General features: G+C 65.8%; 16 protein-coding genes. 2 read left to right on the top strand and 14 right to left on the bottom strand.

Annotation, left to right across the window (positions count from 1 at the left end):
* Window positions 1-30: 30 nt before the first annotated feature.
* Window positions 31-1122: a tyrosine-type recombinase/integrase gene (locus MOQ72_RS27035; RefSeq protein WP_242188486.1), complete on the bottom strand. Its 1092-nt coding sequence runs from the start codon at window positions 1120-1122 to the stop codon at window positions 31-33.
* Between the two features lie 128 nt (window positions 1123-1250).
* Between MOQ72_RS27035 and MOQ72_RS27030 the strand changes: the two genes are divergently transcribed.
* The gene (locus tag MOQ72_RS27030) at window positions 1251-2042 is read left to right on the top strand and encodes a hypothetical protein (RefSeq protein ID WP_242188485.1); all 792 of its coding nucleotides are present in this window, start codon (window positions 1251-1253) and stop codon (window positions 2040-2042) included.
* Window positions 2043-2385: 343 nt separating this feature from the next.
* On the opposite strand, the gene MOQ72_RS27025 is transcribed toward MOQ72_RS27030, so the two are convergent.
* From MOQ72_RS27025 to MOQ72_RS26985, 9 genes are all read right to left on the bottom strand, one after another.
* Complete coding sequence (locus tag MOQ72_RS27025; RefSeq protein WP_242188484.1) at window positions 2386-2568, bottom strand: hypothetical protein; 183 nt, start codon at window positions 2566-2568, stop codon at window positions 2386-2388.
* 137 nt (window positions 2569-2705) lie between these two features.
* On the bottom strand, window positions 2706-3419 hold the full coding sequence (locus MOQ72_RS27020; protein ID WP_242188483.1) for a hypothetical protein: 714 nt from the start codon (window positions 3417-3419) through the stop codon (window positions 2706-2708).
* Entirely contained in the window at window positions 3406-4443 is a 1038-nt protein-coding gene (locus MOQ72_RS27015; RefSeq protein WP_242188482.1) for a ParA family protein, read from the bottom strand. The genes MOQ72_RS27020 and MOQ72_RS27015 overlap by 14 nt, the downstream gene beginning before the upstream one ends.
* Window positions 4444-5549: 1106 nt before the next feature.
* Window positions 5550-6812, bottom strand: coding sequence for a hypothetical protein (locus MOQ72_RS27010; protein WP_242188481.1), 1263 nt, complete (start codon window positions 6810-6812; stop codon window positions 5550-5552).
* 498 nt (window positions 6813-7310) lie between these two features.
* Entirely contained in the window at window positions 7311-8804 is a 1494-nt protein-coding gene (locus MOQ72_RS27005; RefSeq protein ID WP_242188480.1) for a UvrD-helicase domain-containing protein, read from the bottom strand.
* A gap of 482 nt (window positions 8805-9286) precedes the next feature.
* Window positions 9287-9583: a hypothetical protein gene (locus MOQ72_RS27000; RefSeq protein ID WP_242188479.1), complete on the bottom strand. Its 297-nt coding sequence runs from the start codon at window positions 9581-9583 to the stop codon at window positions 9287-9289.
* A gap of 253 nt (window positions 9584-9836) precedes the next feature.
* A complete protein-coding gene (locus MOQ72_RS26995; protein WP_242188478.1) occupies window positions 9837-11129 on the bottom strand; it encodes a hypothetical protein in 1293 nt (430 codons plus the stop codon).
* Window positions 11130-11548: 419 nt separating this feature from the next.
* Window positions 11549-11986, bottom strand: coding sequence for a hypothetical protein (locus tag MOQ72_RS26990; RefSeq protein ID WP_242188477.1), 438 nt, complete (start codon window positions 11984-11986; stop codon window positions 11549-11551).
* Between the two features lie 9 nt (window positions 11987-11995).
* Complete coding sequence (locus tag MOQ72_RS26985; protein ID WP_242188476.1) at window positions 11996-12742, bottom strand: TnsA-like heteromeric transposase endonuclease subunit; 747 nt, start codon at window positions 12740-12742, stop codon at window positions 11996-11998.
* An 851-nt stretch (window positions 12743-13593) separates the two neighbouring features.
* Here MOQ72_RS26985 and MOQ72_RS26980 point away from each other — a divergent pair.
* A complete protein-coding gene (locus MOQ72_RS26980; RefSeq protein WP_242188475.1) occupies window positions 13594-14481 on the top strand; it encodes a replication protein RepA in 888 nt (295 codons plus the stop codon).
* Between the two features lie 200 nt (window positions 14482-14681).
* Here MOQ72_RS26980 and MOQ72_RS26975 read toward each other — a convergent pair whose 3' ends face one another.
* From MOQ72_RS26975 to MOQ72_RS26960, 4 genes are read right to left on the bottom strand one after another with little or no spacing between them, the layout of a single operon-like run.
* Window positions 14682-15533: a hypothetical protein gene (locus MOQ72_RS26975; RefSeq protein WP_242188474.1), complete on the bottom strand. Its 852-nt coding sequence runs from the start codon at window positions 15531-15533 to the stop codon at window positions 14682-14684.
* Window positions 15530-16135, bottom strand: coding sequence for a hypothetical protein (locus MOQ72_RS26970; RefSeq protein ID WP_242188473.1), 606 nt, complete (start codon window positions 16133-16135; stop codon window positions 15530-15532). Before MOQ72_RS26970 ends, MOQ72_RS26975 begins: the two co-directional genes overlap by 4 nt.
* The gene (locus tag MOQ72_RS26965) at window positions 16132-17964 is read right to left on the bottom strand and encodes a type IV secretory system conjugative DNA transfer family protein (protein WP_242188472.1); all 1833 of its coding nucleotides are present in this window, start codon (window positions 17962-17964) and stop codon (window positions 16132-16134) included. The genes MOQ72_RS26970 and MOQ72_RS26965 overlap by 4 nt, the downstream gene beginning before the upstream one ends.
* Window positions 17961-19055: a C40 family peptidase gene (locus tag MOQ72_RS26960; RefSeq protein ID WP_242188471.1), complete on the bottom strand. Its 1095-nt coding sequence runs from the start codon at window positions 19053-19055 to the stop codon at window positions 17961-17963. The genes MOQ72_RS26965 and MOQ72_RS26960 overlap by 4 nt, the downstream gene beginning before the upstream one ends.
* Window position 19056 lies beyond the last annotated feature (1 nt).

Raw genomic sequence — 19056 nt, 5'->3', positions numbered from 1 at the left:
GAAGCGCTTCCGCCGCTTGCTCATGGATTGTCATTCCTGATCCTCCTGGGGTCGGGTAATTCCCGCGTTCGTTTCGGCCAGTTCTGCGAGGAGCGCGGCGGACAGTGCGGCGTCGCGGCGCAGGTTGTTGCGTCGTTCCCAGTAGCCGCGGGTGGTGGTGGCGTGCCGATGGTCGGCCCACTCCTGAACCTCTTGGAGGGGCTTGCCCTGGTCGAGCAAAGCGGTGATGGCGCTACCGCGAAGCACGTGTGGGGTGACCTTGGCCGGGTTGGACACCTCGGCGTGGCGGGCGAGCCGGCGGGTGATCGGGATGATCTGGTGTCGGTGCCGTCGCTGACCGGTGTCGGGGTCGATGAGCAGGGGGCCGGTGTCCCGGCCGTCGAGGTAGGCGTCGAGGCGGCGGACGCCTGGCTCGGTGAGCTGCCGTTCGACCCACCGGCTGCCCTTGCGCTGGAACTTGACGATCGGCGGGATGCGGGAGCGGTCGATGTTGTCCACGTCCAGAGCGCAGATCTCGGACTCGCGGAGGCCGTGGACGTACAGCAGCTCGAACACGAGGTGTTCTTCATCGGTCTGGCACGCGGCTTGGATCGCGGCCACCTGGTCGACGTCCAGCACGCGGACCGCACCGGGTGGTCGGCCGTTGGTGGACGTGCCGACCGGCGGGGCGTGTGCCTCCATTGAGACCGGGTTGACCACGGGCAGCCGGTGCACGCGGCGTGCGAACTTGAACAGCGAGGACAGCGCCGAGAGGTAGCGGCGTTGGGTGCGGACGGCCCATCCCTGGCTCTTGGCGTACAGCGACCATTTCGTCATGGTGTCGAAATCCAGCCCAGTGAGCAGGGATGCCGGGTACTGGCGGGTGGTCATGGTGTACCAGCGGGCGATGCGGGTGATGTCCTCGGTGTAGCCGCGCTTGGTCTCCAGCGAGCCGCGCTTGTGGCTGGACAGCCAGTGCAGCACCTCGTTGAACGTGGCCCGGTCGACGTTGCGGTGAAGGTTCTCCAGGCGGTCGTGGCCGATGTCGATGATGAGCTGGGCGCGGATCGCCTCGTCGACCGGCGTGACCGACAGGTCAGCGGCGGTGGACTGTGTCCAGGGAGCGGGTTCGAGGTCGGCCATGATCCCATCATGGCACATAACATTAATTGTGTGCCATTCCGAACACAGGCCGTAGGTGTCCGTGAAATACTCACGGCATGGCCACCCCCCCGAAAATCACCAAAGACGAAGTCATTTCATGTTTGGAGATGGTCACCAAACGACGGGTCAAAGTCGACGATCCACACCTCGATGAGCTGCCCGCCGTGGACAACCTGATCGACTCGCGCACCGTGCGTGACGTGCTCGAATACCTCCGTCGGCACCCGGCACGCACGCTCGGCTACCGGCACGCCGACATCACGACAGCGCTGCATCTCAGGGTGTGGCTGTGGTGGGACGAGCGGCGCGAGGAACTGCGCTGGCTGAAAGCCGGCCGCGCCGCAGGGATGTTCCTCAGCCAGCTCGGCGAGCCACTGGGCATCGGCAAACGCGGCGTCCTCAACCTCATCGACCGGCGGGAAGCACTGCTCCGGTTCGACCGGCCGGACGAGAAACTCGCACGCGAGGCCCGCAGGAAGACCTGGTACGAACACATCGAGACCGCCTGGATCGAGCAACACCGCGACACGCTGCACACGCTGATCAGCGACTTGGAACGCGAGGCGACGCGGTGGGGCCTGGAAGGCGACGACCGGGCGATGCTCGACGAACTGGTCATCGACGCCGCCGACGACCACGACGAACACGCCGAGGACGGACTGACCCCAGGCTCGATGACCCTGCTCAACCTCGCCGTACTTGAGCTGTCGACCGCGGAACCGGTCGCCGCGCTAGCCGACCAACCACAGCCCTACAACGTCCACCGGGTACTACAGCGAGCACACCACCTACGGTGCGACTTCGCCGGGCTAGGCAAGTCCACGCACGACGCGGTGAAAGCAGCGCGGGCGGCGGGACCGAAGCGACGTCACCGACGCACCCGCAAAGCCCGCGCGTAATACGGGCCCCGGAATCATGAGCTGGCATGCAGGCCAGGTCGTTCTTGGACCTGGCTCTAGCTCGTCGGAGTTTAATTTCTGTCAACACTGAAATAACAGAGTATCTTAAACATCTTGCGGCACCCGAGGCCGGCGTGCCCCATCTGGAGCGGCCGCACCGCCTACGGTGAGAGTTCGCCGAGTTGAGGAAGTCGACGCACGAGGCGGTGAGAGCCGCACGGTCGGCGGGGCCGAAGTGCGTCGACAGCGCGTCCCTAACTCTCGCCAGTAAAGATTGTCAGTGCCGGTGTTCCTCGCGGAGTGCGCGAGGAACACCGGCACCTTAGAATTTCATCCGTGCTAGTCAGGAGACTTCTTCGACGAGCCCGAGTTTTGCGGCCATCGCGCCCCACTCGTCGAGGTGTTGACTGGCAACGACGAGGCCAATAGCAGCGGCTTGACCTTTGCCGATGTTGTACTGCTCTGCGATGCGCTCGACGACCTTTTTCCAGTTCTCAGCGACCGCGGACGGAACACGGGCACCCATGGACGTCGAATCAGACTCACGAGGCTGCTTGACTACAATGCCCCACCTCGCGGGGTCGTCAGCCCCGACGCTAGTCCCGTTCATCCAACTCCCATCAACTGTGTCACTGTGTCACGCGTGCGTGACACATGCGCGTGTCACGGCTGGTCATCGCCGTTTTTCCACGCGATGATCCGGTTGTTGACTCGTTGGAAGATCTCCATGATCTCCATGAGAACAAAGACGTTCACTTCTTCGACAGGGATGCGGTGCACCGCTGCGAGGGCGTTCACGTTGGCACGAAAGTCCTCTCGGACTGCTTCGGTGCACCGGATCGTGATGGCCGTGGACTTGGTTTCTTTTTTTGTCGGTGGCGCGATCAGCGGCCCTGCGTTCTGCGGCACCGAGTCGAAGCGGAGGCCGGCGAACCCCGCGTTCGCGGCGTTGTTGGGCCGTTGCTGATACGAGGAGGACTGCGTGTCCTCGTTGATGTCGATCTGACGGTCCTGGCGGACAGCGATCGAGCTGCCGGTGCCGTCGGCCGTCGAGGGATCGGCGGCCGGTTCATGGGGCGCCTTCTCCCCGGCCAGCGATCCTGCGCCGGAGTCTGCTTCCGGCGCAGCGGTCGACTCTCTCCTCGCGGCGGCGGGCTCCTGTACTGGCGCTGGCTTGGAAGCTGCTGAGGGGTCCGAGACGCTCCGGCCGTTACCGTTGTGGCTGGTCTCCTTGGTGGGGGCCGAGCTTGGTGCGTCTTCTTTCGGCTTTTCGGCTGTAGCTGGGGGTTCGGTCGTGGTGGAGGTTGCGCCGACGATGCTCTCGCGTTCCGGCTTGAGCTCGATGTCGGGATACGTCCGTTGTTTACGCGGCGGCACAGGAGACCTCCAGTAGCTTGGCGCCCCAGTTGATGAGCAGTTCGTTCATGTATCGACGGTCCTGCGGGTTGAGGCCGTCCACTGGGCTCAACCCGATGTTTGTGTTGTCGGCCAGGCTGGACTTCCGCTCGCAGAACGGTTCCCAGACCAGGTCGCCGAAGGTGCGCTTCAGCTGGCTGAGGCTGATCTCAGCTGGCCGGGTGCTGCCGTGCTGCCGTTCCTTAGTGATCGTTCTGTTGATGATCTGGAGGTCAGTGACCAGGACGCCGTGGACGTCCAAGGTCGGCACGCCGAGGGCGCTGCGGATCTCGTGCAAGACGGATCTGGTGCGGGCGGCGCCGTTGACTGAGTCATAGTCGGGTTTCGTCGCCAGCAGCACACCATCGGAGGCCACATACGACATTTGGGTGAGGTGTCCGAGGCTGGGTTGGCAGTCGATGAGCACGATGTCGTACTCGTCGAGGAAGTCATTCCCGAGGATGTTGCGAAGGCGCTCGCGCGGGTGTGTGAGGCTGCCGATGACCTTCTGGAAGATGGGGTCCAGGCGCCTGAGCAGGTCAGGGTCATGATCTGTGACTGCTTCGGTGATCTTGCTGACGGCATCGGCGATCGCCGCTTCGCTGACCCTGGCCTCTAGGTCGAGACGGGAAGGCAGGATGTCGATCCCGCCGTTGTGGATGTCTTCCCAGAGGCATGGCAGCACGATCTGACTCGCGATGCCTTCCTGGTTCATCTTGAGGGCTTCGGTCAGCGTGGCTCGGTTCTCGATCTCGTAGAGTCCGTAGCCCGCTCGCCTGGTGCTGTTTCCTTGCGGGTCCATGTCCACGACAAGGACGTTCAGTCCGAAGTACACGGCAAGGGCATAGGCGAGCGCGAGGGTGTCGAAGGTCTTACCTACGCCACCTTTGTTGTTCACCAACGTCCACACCTTGCGGGCGGCGCGACGTTGGCGATGCACGAAGATCTCCTCGATGGCCTTGATTAGCTCCGTATCGACTACGGCTGAGACTTTGCTATCGATCATCCCTCCTCCTTCCTTTGGTGCTCTGAGCAGGCGTGACACACGTGCGTGACACAGTGACACGCAGACGTGTCACTCAAGCCAGCAAGCTTGGCAGCTAGACAAGACCGCAGGCGGGAGAACGTTAACACGTGGTGTTAACAGCATCGATGCGCCACGCGTGCCTCGAAAGCGGGAGGAAGTCGAAGGAATAGTGAGCGACGCCGGGGTTGACACACGCCGAGAAGACCTGACCGAGAGCACCATTCCAGCTCCAGCCGAGCGAGGAAGTTCAAGCTGTCTCGGCCTGATCAGACGTGTCCGGACAGATCCACCTGACCGGACAGGTGTCGAATCGTCCGTTCCTGTGACCGACCATCCGGACAGCCCGGACAGGTTGACCGTCATCTGGCCGCGGTCAGGTGTGCCGCAACGCATTTCGTGCCGGACGCGGCTGTCCGGTCACCCGACGCGGTGGGCCACATCGTTGACCGGACATAAAGGTATCCCGCTGCTACGAGTGGCCAGAGGCTGGTCCACCTCGGATCGCCCTGTGTAGGCGAGGCGCACGTACCGCAAATACGTGCAGGTAGCTCGATTAGTTGAGTACACAGTGGCCTCTGTACGGGGGTCCTGTCCGGTGTCCGGATCTGTCCTGGACTTGACCGGACCGCGCGTCTGGGCGGACCGGCGCTGCCCGCTCTCCCCGGCACCAGTCGTTGAGGTCCGGACGGTGTGTTCCGGATAGCAGCCGATTGTCCGGACGGGTGTCCGTGGCCGCGGCAATGTCCGGTCATCCAGAGATGCACTTCGTGGCATGGCCCGCGGCTAGGCTGGCTGGAACGGCTCGCTGTCCGGTCGAGTTGCCCACATGTCCGGACAACCCAAGAACCGCGGAACGGACGGGCCGGTCCCGCTCGAAAGGGGGCCTGGTCTGTTCGGTCTTGGACCTGCGGTGGTTGGAGCAAGCGCGTTCAGCGGTTCCGGTCTTGGCTGGTGATCCCGAATCGGCTTGAGATTGCCTCTCGCGTTCCCGGCCTATTCGCGGCCGGGGCAAGCCAGCTTTGGGGCGACGAGGCCGCCCAGAGCGGAATCAGGTGCCGTTTCGGGGCCTTCGTGAGCATGAGCGATCATGATGCCCGCTGGATGCGTGTGACGTTCTCGGCCTGCCCGTTCGGGTGGCAGGCCGGGCATGGGATCTCGCCCTTGGTCGCGTCCAGCCGGTCAGCAAGGACGAATCGCACGCTCGGCGGGTCTCCTTCTGCAGCGCGGCAGCTGGAGCAGGGGGGCAGGAAGATCCGGTTGCTGGTGCGCTCCACGTGCGCATCGATCAGCTTCGTCAACCGGTGCTCCCACACCATCGCGAGCCGCCTCACAGTGTCGTTGCGGGTCTTGAGTGCGTGTTTGATTGTCGCGGTGCCAATGTCGTGTTGCCAGGCAGCGATGACCAGGCGCACGAGCTTGGACTTTTCGTCGTCGGTCATCGCGTCGATGAGGTCTTGCGGCAGCCCGGTAGCGCAGTCGTTCAGGACTCGCCGTGCCAATGGAGCCAGCTCATCAACCCCTTGGGGTTCTTCCCCCTTGCCCTGGCGAGCAGTGCTATCCGCAGGGCTCGGCTCGCCCGCGTCCGCGCTCGCGTCGTCTTTCGTAAGGGGAGGGGAGTAGGTACCTAGAGGAGTTGTCTGGGAAGAGCTGTATGGGTGGGTCTGGTTTTGGCTGGTAGGGGACTCGGTGGCGGCAGAATTCTGCATCGGGTCGGCAGAATTCTGCATCGCGTCCTCGGCGTGTCCGTTTTGCCCGTGAGCAGAATTCTGCTCACGGGAGTTGTCCACAATCCCCTGGTCGGGACCGTCGGGACCGTCGGCAGAATTCTGCCCACGGCTTCGGCGGGCCGCTTTGTTGGCTTCGGTTATGGCGTCGTCCCAGCCAGGGCCGGGGTAGTCGTCGAGCTTGTCCATCACGTTGCGGTAGCCCTTGAAGCCGTCGGGGTCGGACGGCCACAGCTGCAGTTCGAACCGGAACGACTCCTCCTTGTGGAATTGCCCGTCGACCGTGCGCACCTCCTCGGTGCGCTTGTCCTTCAGCTTCACCAGGCCCTGGGCGATGAGCTCGTTGAGCGCGCCGTTGAACGTCCTCATGGCCATCGGTTTGCCGCTGACGCCGGGCATCAGCCAGCGGAGCGCGTCTTTGGTCAGCCGCCGCTTGTACTGCGATTGCTTCGTGGCGACGGCGAGCATGATCGTGTACACCCGGAACGGGGTATGGTCCAGTTTCGACAGTATCGAGATCCAGTCTCGGACCTGGGCGAACTTGTAGCCCTTCTCCGGGTCCGGCAGGCCGATCTCGGCGTCGTCTGGGATGTCCGCTGCGGTGCGAAGGCGATCGGTGGTCACTGGTTGGGGCCTTCCCCCAAGCACGTGACGTGCAGCGCGAGGTCGGCGATGTGTTGCGGCCCGGCGAGCGGTTCCCGCTACACTGCCCGAAGGCGCGCCGGGGGTGAGCCCTGCGCGTCGTATGCGCCACACGAACGAGCCTGGCCTGGTTCTCGTGCGGTGTGTGGCGCAAGGAGCCGGACGCGACTTTGCCGTCCGAACGCCCTCTCGGTTGCAGCCGAGGGGGCGTTTTCCTGTCCGGATCCCTGCGGATCTGCGGTGATGCTATCCGATGATCGGCGCTGATCCCGTGCTTCTTGATCATTTGTCCAGAGCCCGATTTCAGTAGGCGGGGTAACCAGCCATTGATCATGCGGTTCTTACCGGGTCCCTAGCGTGCCGCTGGTTGTTGTATTGACACAGGAACGAGCGCTCACTTGACGAAGGCGCCCGTCTGGCCGATCGGACCGCTCGGCAAGGCCCTTGATCACGAACGTCGCGACTCCGGCGGCGATCAGGTCAGCGACCAGCAGAATCGCTGGTGGGCAGCACGGGGTTTCCCCGGGCTCGGCCAGGCAGGCGGTCGTTGATCCATGCCAGGCCGCCGAGCTCTAGTTCCTGCATGGCTCGGGTCACCGCGACGTAGGCGAGTTTGATGTCCTGTGTGGTGGGATCGATAGGGGAGCCGTGCTCGTCCACTGGCTCGGTGAAGTCCTCGCCGATCTTCACCCGCCTGAACTCCAAGCCCTTGGACACGTGCGCGGTCGAGATCACCCGGTCCGCTCTGTCGACGGTGACCAGGTTCTTGAGCGCTGACCGGATCGTGTCGGTGCCACAGGTGTCCACCATTCGTACGAATGGCAGCAGGTCCCGAGCTTCGTCCTCGGCGTACTGCTGCAGCTCGTCCCAGTAGGTGAAGGCCATGAGGGCTTTGACCCATGTGCCTTTGCCCCGTTTCAGGTCGTCGGCTGCCCTGCACAGCTGCGTGATCTCGGTGCGTGCCTTCCCGCCGGCCAGGCCGACGCGCAGGCCGGCGTCTTGGGCGAGCATGAGCTGCCGCACTGCTTCACCGTTGGTGCGGGTGAGCACGGCGGTCGGGTTGGGCACGTCCCCGACGCGCGAGTGGCCGGTGCCGGTGATCCGCATGTCCGTTCGAAGCAGAGATAGCCACTTGTTGCCTTCTTCTGCGACTTCGACGCCGAACCGAAACGACCGGGTGAGCCGGAGCTCGGGTGCGTTGAAGTGCTCGATCGCGTTCGTCGCGCCCGCCCACTCGTTGACCGACTGGGCAGTGTCGCCGATGAGTACGGTCTGCGCACTCTGGCGGCGGACTACGTCCATGAACACCTCAGCGGTGTCCTGGGCTTCATCAAGCAAAACCACGTCATAGGGCAGGATCGGTTCGCCGAGCTGCCAGATCTTACGGAAGTGGTTCGGGGTGAACGGCATGCGGCCGCCGCCTTGCGCGTCGGTACGGCGCAGGTCTTCCCAGTACCGCTTGGCGTAGGGAAGCAGCATCGTCCGCAGTTGGTAGTTCTGCGACTTGTGTAGGCCGTCGATCTTCGGCAGGTGGTGCCAGTCGATCTCGGCTTCGGAACCGCGGCAGAAGTTCTCCACGCCTTCGGAGACCAGACCCGCCAGCGTTCCCGCACCGAGAAACTGGCTGCGGGTGATCTTCACGCCCTCGGTGATGCCGAGAACCTCCGCCTTCACCCGCCACGGCATCCGTCCGGACTCATTCAGCCTGTTCACGTACGGTTTCGCCACTGCGTCGTAGGCGAGCTTGTGGCTGGTGAAGCAGTTCGTGTTCTTCGGGAACTTGCCGCTTCCGGCCTTGACGATGTCCCGGTTGAACGCCGTGTAGAGCACCTTCTTGCTAGCCAGGCGCGTGGCGCACTGTTTGAGGGTTTCCGTCTTGCCTGCTCCTGCCCCAGCCACAACCTTGAGCCGCTGGCTGTTGAGCAGGATGTCGATCACCACCTGCTGTTCTTCGGTCGGGGTGAACGCGCTCATCTACTCCCTCCCTTCATCGGTCGAATTTGTGCTTGTTACGGAGATGACCAGCAGATATGTGGGCAGCGTCAGCGAAAAGCGTTGTGTCAGCCCCAGATCACGCACTGCTTGACCTTCAACGGCGTCGTGCCGGGTGCTTCTCATCGCTGTACACCAGGTGTTCTTCTGTGAACGAGGTGGCTGCGAGCTGCATCAGGAGGTCCGCAGCGGGGTTCTTTCTCGTCGGGCTCAGGCATCGACTGAGCTGTGGTCAGGCCGAAGCTGCGGCGTTCTCGCCGTGGTCCGATGCTTTCCGGTCAGGCACTCGGTGACGAAACGCCGTCGCTGGGCGCCCTGCTGCGTTCTCGCTGCAACCAGTGCAGATCGATCCGCATCGTTTCCTCCTCGCTTCATCCGGGATTCGCATGACAAGGGCCGGGCGGCAACCGCCCGGCCCTGGTCGCTGCTGTGTGGACTGCTTTCTTGCGGTGGTCAGCGGCCCGTTACCGGGCGGCCCACCGATCGTGCGCTGCGATCAGCGCGATGATCCGCTGCGTGATCCTGGAGAACTCCCCGTCGATCTCCAGCCGCTCGCGCGCTTCCAGCACTGCCTGCGCCGCTGCTGCCCGCACGGTGTCGCTCTGGTGGTCGGAGAAGCAGGTGTGCACGAACAGCGCGTCGGATAGCGCGTGGGCGCGGGCTGCGCGGAGCCCGTCGACGAGGGTCTCCGGCGCCGGTGTGGGCTCGATCGTCCCTCGGCGATGCGCACCGCTGGGCCAGCGCCCACAGCAGGTACACACCGGTCCTTCCGCCGTTGACGGTCACGCCGCGCGTGTTGCCCTGCCTGCGTGCGGCCCGCACCAAGCCTTGCGCGGCAGCCCGTGCCGGGCCGATGCCGTGCGCTTCGCGGCGCAGTACAGCCGGAACCTCGTCTTGGGTCGGCCGGGCCACGATCCGCAGCATCGTGTCCAGGTCTCCATCCCATCGCACTGTGCTTCTCCTCATCGCGAAATAGAAGGGCCAGGCGGGTATTCCGCCCGGCCCAGATCGTTCTCACGACGCGGTGGGAGCCATCTGGCTCGCGTGACGCAGGGCAGTCCGCACGGCCTCGGTTCCCGGGATGCGGGGGGCGTTCGCGCCGTGGTCTTCGACTTTGCCAGCGCGCAGCCTGCGAAGCTGGTCGCAGTTCTGGCACAGGACGAGCTCGCTCCCGTCGTCCTTGGCGACAGTGGTGTAGCCCCACCTGCCTGCGTCGATTCCGGAGCCGGGGCACAGCTCGTCGTCGCTGTCGGGGTCGACCTCGGACTCGTCCTGGGCGATCTCGGTGCTCTGGGCCTCGGGTGCCTGCCGGGTTTGGGCGTGCTTGGCGCGCGTACCTGCGGCCTTGAGCCGTTGGCGGAATCCGCGGGGCAGATCATCGTCGCTGTAGTTGGACGCCTTGGCCCACAGCTTGCTGAGCTCGTCGAAGTTGCCCTGAGCTGCCTTGAGTTCGTTCTCCCAAGCCGGTTCCTGGCCGATGTCACGCACCTGGTTCGCGACGGTGCCGCCGAGCAGCACCTCGAACGCAACGTGTTCGAGGTTCATACCGGGCAGTTTCCGTGGTTCATCAACGCCGGGGCGCAGGCCGTGGTGCACGCTGCGCGCTCCGATCACCATCGGCGGGTGCTGCCGGGACAAACGAATCCAGCATGAGGCGTCGAAGGCGAGGTTCTTGTGTCCCTCGACTCGGTACGTCCGCTCGCCTGTGGGGCGGCCGTTGTCGTCGAGGCCAGCGATCTCCTTGCCGCGCGCAATCATCACGACTATGCCTCGGAAGGTCTGCAGCAGCCGCATGAGCCGGTAGTGGCGCTCTGTCGCGTCGTTCCAGAGGTTCATGGGGATGCTGATCTCGGCGCCCGGGTCGCGAGCGAGCTTGCGTTGGGCGGTTGGAGACTGCACTGCGCGGCTGTGCGCTTCCTGCTTGAGCACGTCCCACTCAGCCGTCATCTGGTCGATGACCAGCAGTACGGGCTTGTCTCCTGCCTCGTGCACATGCCGGGCGAATGTGTGGATCTGCTCGACCCGTTGGTAGAGCGAGTCGAATGTCCCGTCGTGCAGCACGATCTCGTAGTCGGCGCCGGGAATCGCCGCGTATTCATCTGCCGATCCCTCACCGATGTCGATCCAGTACTTCGCTGTGAAACGGCGAGAGGACGTCAGTTCAGCTGCGGCCCAGGTTTTTCCAGTCTTCTCACCTCCTTCGATCAAAATGAGCGGCCATGACGGTCGGCCGGTGGGCTTGCGGGTAGGGATGGCCAGGGCCTGCATCTGGGCAGGCTCCAGCACCCCCGTGCCGTTTGCGGACACGGTGGATCCTCCTTCTCTTTTGGGGATAGTCGGCCGCCCCGCTGCTCCTTGTGGGGTGCTCGGCCGCGAGCGGCGCGGGTGGCGTTGATAGCCCGTGAGTTACGGGGCGTGAACTGCTGAATTGGTTGTGCCTGCTTCGGGAGGGAACGGGTCGGGCCATGAGCAGTGCGCGCACGCTCGTGCGGGCCCGGTGTTGTCCCGTGCACAGCTCGGGTTGGCGCAGGTCCACAGCAATCCGGCACGTCGCGCGACGTGCCGGATCACCTGTTCCTCACTGATCGGGTCGGCGACGGCCAACAGCTGGTCGACATCGTTCACCGCCGTGGCTCCTCGTCCAGCGCTGGCAGCGGCGCGGCTTGGGCGGTGGGGACCAGCTCGACGCCGCGGCGCGGGTGTACCGCTCGGTCCACCGCAGCGATTCAGCGATCCAGTCGTGCATGATGGCGTCGAGCCTGCGCGGCGTAGCGGGCCCGGCGGCCCTGGACCGTGCGGACGCCGACGCCGAGCTCGGCGGCCTTGGCCCGGTCGCGTTCAGCGAGGGTGTGGGCGGCCGGGTCGAAACCGGGACGCGGGACCGTGCCCTCGGCGGCGCTGGGAGGCAGGCCGGTCTCGACCTCGACGACGTGGCGCTCCCAGTCCCGCGCGGCCGCCAAGACGTCGGCGGGCAGTCCGATCGGCTCGACCGCGGGCAGCGCCGCGGCGCCCAGGACCGCGAAGTCCGGCGCGCTCATCAGGTAGCCGGCGAGCACGACCTGCTCGGCGCCGTCGGTGGAGCGCAGGCGCACCGGAGTTCCGCTCAAGCCGAGGACTTGGTGCTGCCCGCCGTCGAAGTGGACCTGGTCGCCGGGCGCGAGCACCGGTCGGCGTCATGCCCGGACTCCGGCGTCGACCGTGGTCACGAGGGTGTCCGGGTGCAGCGGTCGGGACAGGCTGGCGTGGAGCTCGTGCTGCCAGAGCAGGTGGAACAGCACCGGCAGCACCGCGATCGGATCGCCGACCCGCTCGGCTCCGTCGTGCAGCCCGAGCCCGGACGCGAACACCGTGCGCAGCTGCCCGGCCAGCTCGGGCACCTGGTGGCGGGGGTGGCGGTAGCCGGCCAACCAGCGCACGTTCGCCACGAGCACCTCGTCGTCGGCGCCGAGCACGGTGTAGTCCCAGCCCAGCGCGTCACAACAGCACCTGGTCAGGTCGAACGCGACCGCGTCGCTTGGCTTGATCCGGTCCGGCGGACGGACGTCGACCACGAGCCCGCGGCCGTCCGCGAGCCGGGCGAAGTAGTCCGGGGCGTGCGAACGGGTTCGGCCGTTGTCCGCGGTCCACAGCAGCCAGAACGGCTGCGACGAGATGCCTACGACGTCCGGATCGAAGTCGAGCAGCATCAACCGGTCGCGCTCCAGCCACGACTCGAACCCGACGTGCCGGCCCGTCGTCGCCGACCACCACAAACCTGGAAAGTGCCGCTGACCACGGTAGGAGGGAAAGCTCCGGGCTGGAGAACATGTCTCGAACGGAACCGACCACACCTCGGTCAACGGCAGCCGGTGTTCCTCGCCGTCCAGCGCGAAGCCGACCTCGACCACGTCGACAGGCGGCGAGACCCCGTCACTCGTCACCGGCGAAGTGTCCACTACCCGCCACAGCGATGATCAACGAGGTTCGCAACCTAAGTCCGGACGCTCGCAGCGGCCTCGCAAGGTAAGTCCGGACTTCGCAAGGTTCGTCCGGACGGGACAACAACAGTTGGCAGGCCCCTACTACAAGAAAAGAAACCCTACAAGAGAGAAACAACTAGGGACTGCTAAATATGGGCTCTGAACTGCGATAACTCTGATGCTCGTCCCCCTCTTATGCGCAGCTGTCCCCCTCTTATGCGCGTCGCTCTCGGCGGTTTCGACCCCGGCGGTCCCCCTCATATGTGTGGATCAACTAGACCGGCCGCAAGTTGTCCACATCCCTGCCTCGATTCCCCCTCTTATGCGTGGACAAGTCGACCGCCGTGACACATCGGCGTCGCCAGCTGCCTCGTTGAGCACACTGCATCCCCCTCTTATGCGTGGACAACCAAGTACACCGCTTCCGCCGAGCGGGCGGGAGCTCACAAGTGTCACTAATAGTGATCAAAAGTGTGCGTAAAGTGGATCTGTGGGCGCCTCGACCTATCCCCCTCTTATGCGTACCACTCCACCCTTGTTCGCGTGTCCCCCTCTTATGCGTGGACAGCGCGACCACCCCGTCGAGACTGTCGCCGGGCGTCACTCGAACATGTTTCGATCTCTCCAGGTCGTGGCCGGATACCGTGATCGTCCCCGTCTTATGCGTAACGGGTTGTAGTCTCCGCACGCCAACCTGGCTCGCGATGTTGTCGGCGAGCCGCGCCAAGTTGTCGGCGTGAGAGAACTAGCCTAGGACGATGCCGCCGACCAAAGGTCGTCCCAAGACCACCGCTCTCGACCGCGTGAACCGGATGATGCAGCTGCGGGAACGTGACGACGACAGCGGCGACTCCCTGGCCTTCAACCCTGCCCCGCTGACGATGGCGTTCCTGCCGTACCGGCAGCCCAAGGCCGGCACCGAGGTCTGGGTCCGGCGCAACGGGGCGTTCTGGCTCACCGTTCGTCCGGGCGTACGCCTTGGCCCCAGCGGGGAAACCAGTAGCTACGGCTACCCGTTCGGCGTCATCCCGCGAGCTCTGCTCATGTGGGTCACCGCCGAGGCCCTGCGTACCCAGAGCCCGAAAATCGAACTGGGCTCGTCGCTGTCCGACTTCGTCGTGAAGTTGCTAGGGCAGCGAGCCACCGGTGGCCGCAACGGCACCCGCACGCGGGTCAAGGAACAGGCGACCCGGCTGTTCAACGCCGAGATCACGTACCAATGGATGGGTAACAACGATCAGCGCCAGGCTGGCGTCAACCTGAAGATCGCCAAGGCGTGGGCCTTGGATCTCGGCGATGGCGAGATGGGGCAGGAGTCGCTGTTCCCCTCGTACGTGCAGCTCAGCAGCGACTTCTACGAAGAGATCGTCAAGAGCCCGGTGCCGCTGAATCTCGAAGTCGTGCGGCTGCTGGGATCGGCCGCCGAGATCGACCTCTACGCCTGGCTGACCTACAAGATGTTCAACCTCCAGCGGCCCTTCACACACAAGTGGGAGGACATCGGGGAGCAGTTCGGCTACCAGTTCTCGAAGACTCCGAAGGGTCGATACAAGCTCAAGGAAAACATCACCGCGGCACTACGCAACGTGCTACTGGTTTACCCCGAGGCCAACGTCGAGGTCACCCCGGCGGGGTTGCTACTGCGTCCCAGTCTCACCTCGGTGCCACTGAAGGGTTCCCGCGAGCTACGCGGCAACTGACGGCCTGCGTACCCCTTACCTGCCGAGCCGCCGTCTCCCTGTCTCAGCTCTCCGCAACCTCTTACGGGATCGGTGTCAAAGACCGACCACAGTAGGGTCGTGGTCTGCGATCCATGTCATGTGGCGTACCTCGAATGCGGGCGCGGATCCAGGCCAGCACTTCCGCGTGTTTGTCCTCTCTCGACCTCCCGGTCCCTTTCTCAGCGCGAGCAGTTACCCCCAGGGCAGCGGAGCGTTTCGATCGCGAGCAGCAGGCTGTTGCGTTCGTCCATGCGCGCAAACAGTGGTTCCAGTACTTCCGCTGCTGCTTCTTCGGACGGCATCCGTGGGCCGATGGACCACACTGGTCGGTGGGGTCCGGGGCCGGCGGGAACCGCGTAGAGTTCGCTGTCGGCGGGGATGTAGCTGATTCGCCATTGTCCCACTGGGCGAAGTGGCCAGGTGCGGTTGTCGGTGGGCTCGTGGCGCCAGCGCAGTCCGAAGTCGACACCGTCGAGCACTGGCACGCCGTTGGGGGTGTGCCGCAGGAGCCGTTGCGGGAATGCGGCGACGTAGTCCTGTAGGTCGTAGATCTGGACCCAGCTGGGCGGGTCCGATCCACGGTGTGCCGCTTCGGTCAGGTGCGCGCGTTGAATGCCTTCGGGGCTGTCCGGGTTGACGCGGGCGTCGAGGTGTGCGGCGATCCTGGTCTGTTCGGCGGTGATCTGGTCGTGGCGCTCGTGGAGCTGTTCTAGGTGTTGGCGGGCGGTGTGCAGCATGTGGTCTGCGGTGTCGCGGGAATTGCGGGATCTGCTGCGCAGCCACCGCGAGTACCACCAGCCGGTCACCGTGGCGAGCAGGCCCGGGCCGCGGACTTGTGCCTGGGATTGCTTGCACCAACGTAGTTGGTCCTCCGCGACTTCGAGGCGCTTGGCGTTGTCGGCGACCCGGTGCTGTGCTTGCCGGAGTTCCCATCGGAGGTCGTCGGCACGGTTGTGCAGTTCGGCTTCGTAGGCCAGTACCTCTTCCAGCGGCGGGACTTCGGTGAGCGGCAGAGGTTTGTACGCGGTCACGAGCTCTCCTCCGTGTTCCTTTCCTGGGTGGTGAAGCGGTCAGGGCGAGGCGGAGCGCCGGACGGTTGGTGGTCTCCGTCTAGGCACCGAGGGTGCGTCCATTCGGTGACCATGCGGTGGGCGAACCCGGGTCTCCATGCGTGGTGCCAGTACTGGGCGTCGCGGGCGTCGGCGGTGCGTCCGAGGTTGGCCTGGCGCCAGCTGTAGGCCAGCGTCGCGATCTCCATCGGCAGAGCGGGGTGGTCACGCCAGCAGGCGGGGATGGGCCGTGCGGTGGTGCCGGGTGCGCCGACGTAGATCGTGTTGTACCAGGCGACGAAGTTGTCCACAGTGAACCGTGGATCGAGTCCTTCGCCGCGGTGCTGAGGGTCTTCGGCCGCGGCAGGCGGGGAGAACCACACCCACGGCGCCGGTGTGGGCTTGGCTGGTTTCGTCTCGTCGCCTTCGAGTTCGGTGACTCGTGCGGTCAGCGTTTCGATCTCGTCGGAGAGGTTGCTGACCAGGCGGGTCAGTTCCCGGACGTGCCGCGTAGCGGGATCCTCCGCGGCGGGGTCGGGCGGTGGGGCGGCCTGTGTTTGGGGGATCACCTCTTCGTCGGTCACCGGGGCGCTCCCGTTGGTGGGAGGGCGTAGCCGCGGTCATCGACCGCAGCGGTTCCGGCGCGCACGGCTTCCTGGTCGGCGGCCAGCTCGGACCAGTCCGGACGTTTCCGTACGTCGAGTACTCGCGCCAGGATCGGTTTGAGGTTGCGGTGGACCAGCAGTACGCGGCCGCGCCGCAGGGTGCGCACCGCGCCGGGTCGGTAGGTCGGGACGGATTCGGTGCCTACGGCGGTGCGACCGACTCCGAACAGTCCGTCGGAATGGATCTGATGCCGGAGCTTGTCGTGGTGATCGGCGATCGTGGAGATCCATTCCAGGGTTTTGGAGTCCTTGATGCCGCTCCAGATGGTCAAGGTGGTGGTGTTGTCGAGCAGTTGGCGGCGCCCGGTCTCCTCGTAGAGCTCGTCGAGGTGGGCCATCGATTGCGCGGCCCAGTGGATGAGCACGCCGCGTCCAGCGGAATCGGCCAGGATCTCCGGTAGCCGGGGAATCGGGGTGGCGTCGTAGAGCTCGTCGAGTACGTTGCTGGCTGGCGGATCCAGTCGTCGGGAGGGCTGTGAGAGTGCCATGTCCTGCTCGGTGGTGAGCAAGTCCTCGACCAGCGCGGTCAGCACCGGACGCACCTGAGCGGCCTGGTGCTCACCGGCGACCACGAACAGCGATCCTCGGCTGCGCACGAACGCGCGTGCGTCGAACTCCTGCCCCGGCTCGGGCGTGCACAGGTCCCGGATCCGTGGGTCCATCCACGGCTCGATCACCCGCCGCACCGACAGCCAGACGGCGTCGCTGGTTTCGGCGACCATGCCGATTTCGGCGCGGAGGTTGTCGGCGAGCTCGGGGTAGCCGTGGGATCGGAGCAGGGTCACGGGCTCGTGGTCGGGGGGTTTGGTGATCGACCACCGCACCAGGGCCTCGACGGTGCGCCCGTCCAGTGCGGCGGCCAGCAAATACGCTTGCACAACTGTTTTCGCGCGTTCGCGGAATACTTTGTCGTTGCCGCCGATGCGTTCCAGGCCGACGGAGGCGGCGTCGACGAGCGTTTCGGCGCGGCGCCGTGCGACGGTGGTGGAGGTGCAGCCCCGGATCGGGGAGGGTCGGATCTGTGCGGGCCAGCGCACCTCGCCTGTGGCGTCGAGGACCAGGACCGGGCCAGCCTTCGGTCGGCGGGTGCGCGCGAGCGCGGCGAACTCCAGGAGGTCGGGCTTCGTGCTGCTGCACAGCAGGGCTCCGGGTGCGGCGATCACCTTGTGGACGAGGTCCATGCGGGATTTGCCGCTCTGGGTGGGTGCGAGAACCCCGGTCGGGTCGTGCAGTGGGCTCCACAGTTGCCCGGTCGGCCCGCGGTGCAGCGGGGTCGCCAAATCCGTCAACGGTGCGCGTTTGCGTTGCTCGGGGGTCAGGCTCGGGCGGGTCCATTCGGCGGTGCGTCGCGCCGCGCGCGCCGAGAGTTCCCGGCGGAGATCGGTGCGGGTGGCGTGTCCGAGAGGAGTCGGCCCGAATCGGCGCCATCCTGGCACCGCGAGTGCCCCGACGGCCGTGGCGACCGCGACTAGCAGGACCACGGTGATCGTCCAGTACCAGCCGGGGTGGGCGGCCAGTGCCGCCTCCCAGGGTGGTCCGAGCGTCACGCCGGGCCGGTCGGGATGCGACAGCGCCCCCAGCACCCCTTCCACCCACACATCGGGGGGCGGTATCTGCCACGGCCCGCCGTCGAGGGCGGTGGTGGCGGCCGCGCCGAGCATGCCCACGCCCGCTACGGCGGTGAGGGCGAGCATGACGGCCGCCGCCAACGCGAATAGTTTCACATCGCGATCGAGGCCAGGTCTCATGCGGGTGGCCCTCCCCACGGCGGTGGTGCGGGTACGGCGGGTGGGGCGACGCGGCGGATCGCGACGATGTGCGGGGACCAGTCGGCGACGGTGTGCGCGACGACGCCGGTGGTGTCGTCGTAGGCGTTGATGATCAGGCCGTGACCGGCGTAGAGGCCGACGTGCCTGGGGTCGCTGGGCGAGCCGAGCGAGCCGGGGATGAACACCAGGTCGCCGGGTTGCAGTTGGCCCGGGCCGGGCACGGCCGACCCGTCGTGGCGCTGGGTTCGTGTGCCGGTGGAGATCGGCACTCCGGCGTGCGCCCACGCGGCTTGCACCAGCCCGGAGCAGTCAAACTCGTTGGGGCCCTTGGCGCCGTAGACGTAGGGCTTGCCGAGTTGGGCCACTGCGAATTCCACGGATGCGCGCTGGCGTGGGTCGGCGGGCAGCGTGAAGCCGGGCGGCAGGCCGGGTTGCGCGGCCGCGATCACACCGCCACCGCCGAGATCAGGACACCCGGTGGCGCTGACCTGCTGTGCTGGGGGGCCGTCGGCGGGCAGCGGCGGGTTGCGGGGGCCGGTCCAGAACTGGTCGACCAGCGCGGCCGCCGCCGGTTCTTGCGGGGCGTAGCGCTCGGGGAACGCTGATCGCTGCACCCGTTGCTGCGCGCCGCCCGGGTCCATCGTGGACCAGCCTGGCAACGCCATGAGGTGGTCGAGGAACGTGCCGGTGGCGTAGACGGGGTTGGTGACCTGCTCGGCCGAGCCCCAGCCTTGACTCGGGCGCTGCTGAAACAAGCCGAGCGAATCGCGGTCGCCGTAGTGCACGTTGATCAGCCGGGATTCGACGATGGCGGTGGAGACCGCCAGCACCGCCGCTCGGTGGGGCAGACGGCGCTGAAGGACGACCTCGGTAATGATGCGGGCGTTGGTCAGCTGCTCGGCGTCCCAGCTGCGACCCTCGATGTCCTGTTGCCCGCCGTGGGACATCGTCTGGCACACCGACCCGGACCCGGTCGTCGCCATGAGCAACAGGAACAGCAGCGCGCAGGGCGCGAGCACGCACACCGCCACGGCCACCGCAATCGCGGCCGCCAGTCCTTTGGTAGGCATC

The organism is Saccharopolyspora soli, from assembly GCF_022678645.1.
Taxonomy (GTDB): domain Bacteria; phylum Actinomycetota; class Actinomycetes; order Mycobacteriales; family Pseudonocardiaceae; genus Saccharopolyspora; species Saccharopolyspora soli.
This window is presented reverse-complemented; position numbering and strand designations above follow the sequence as displayed.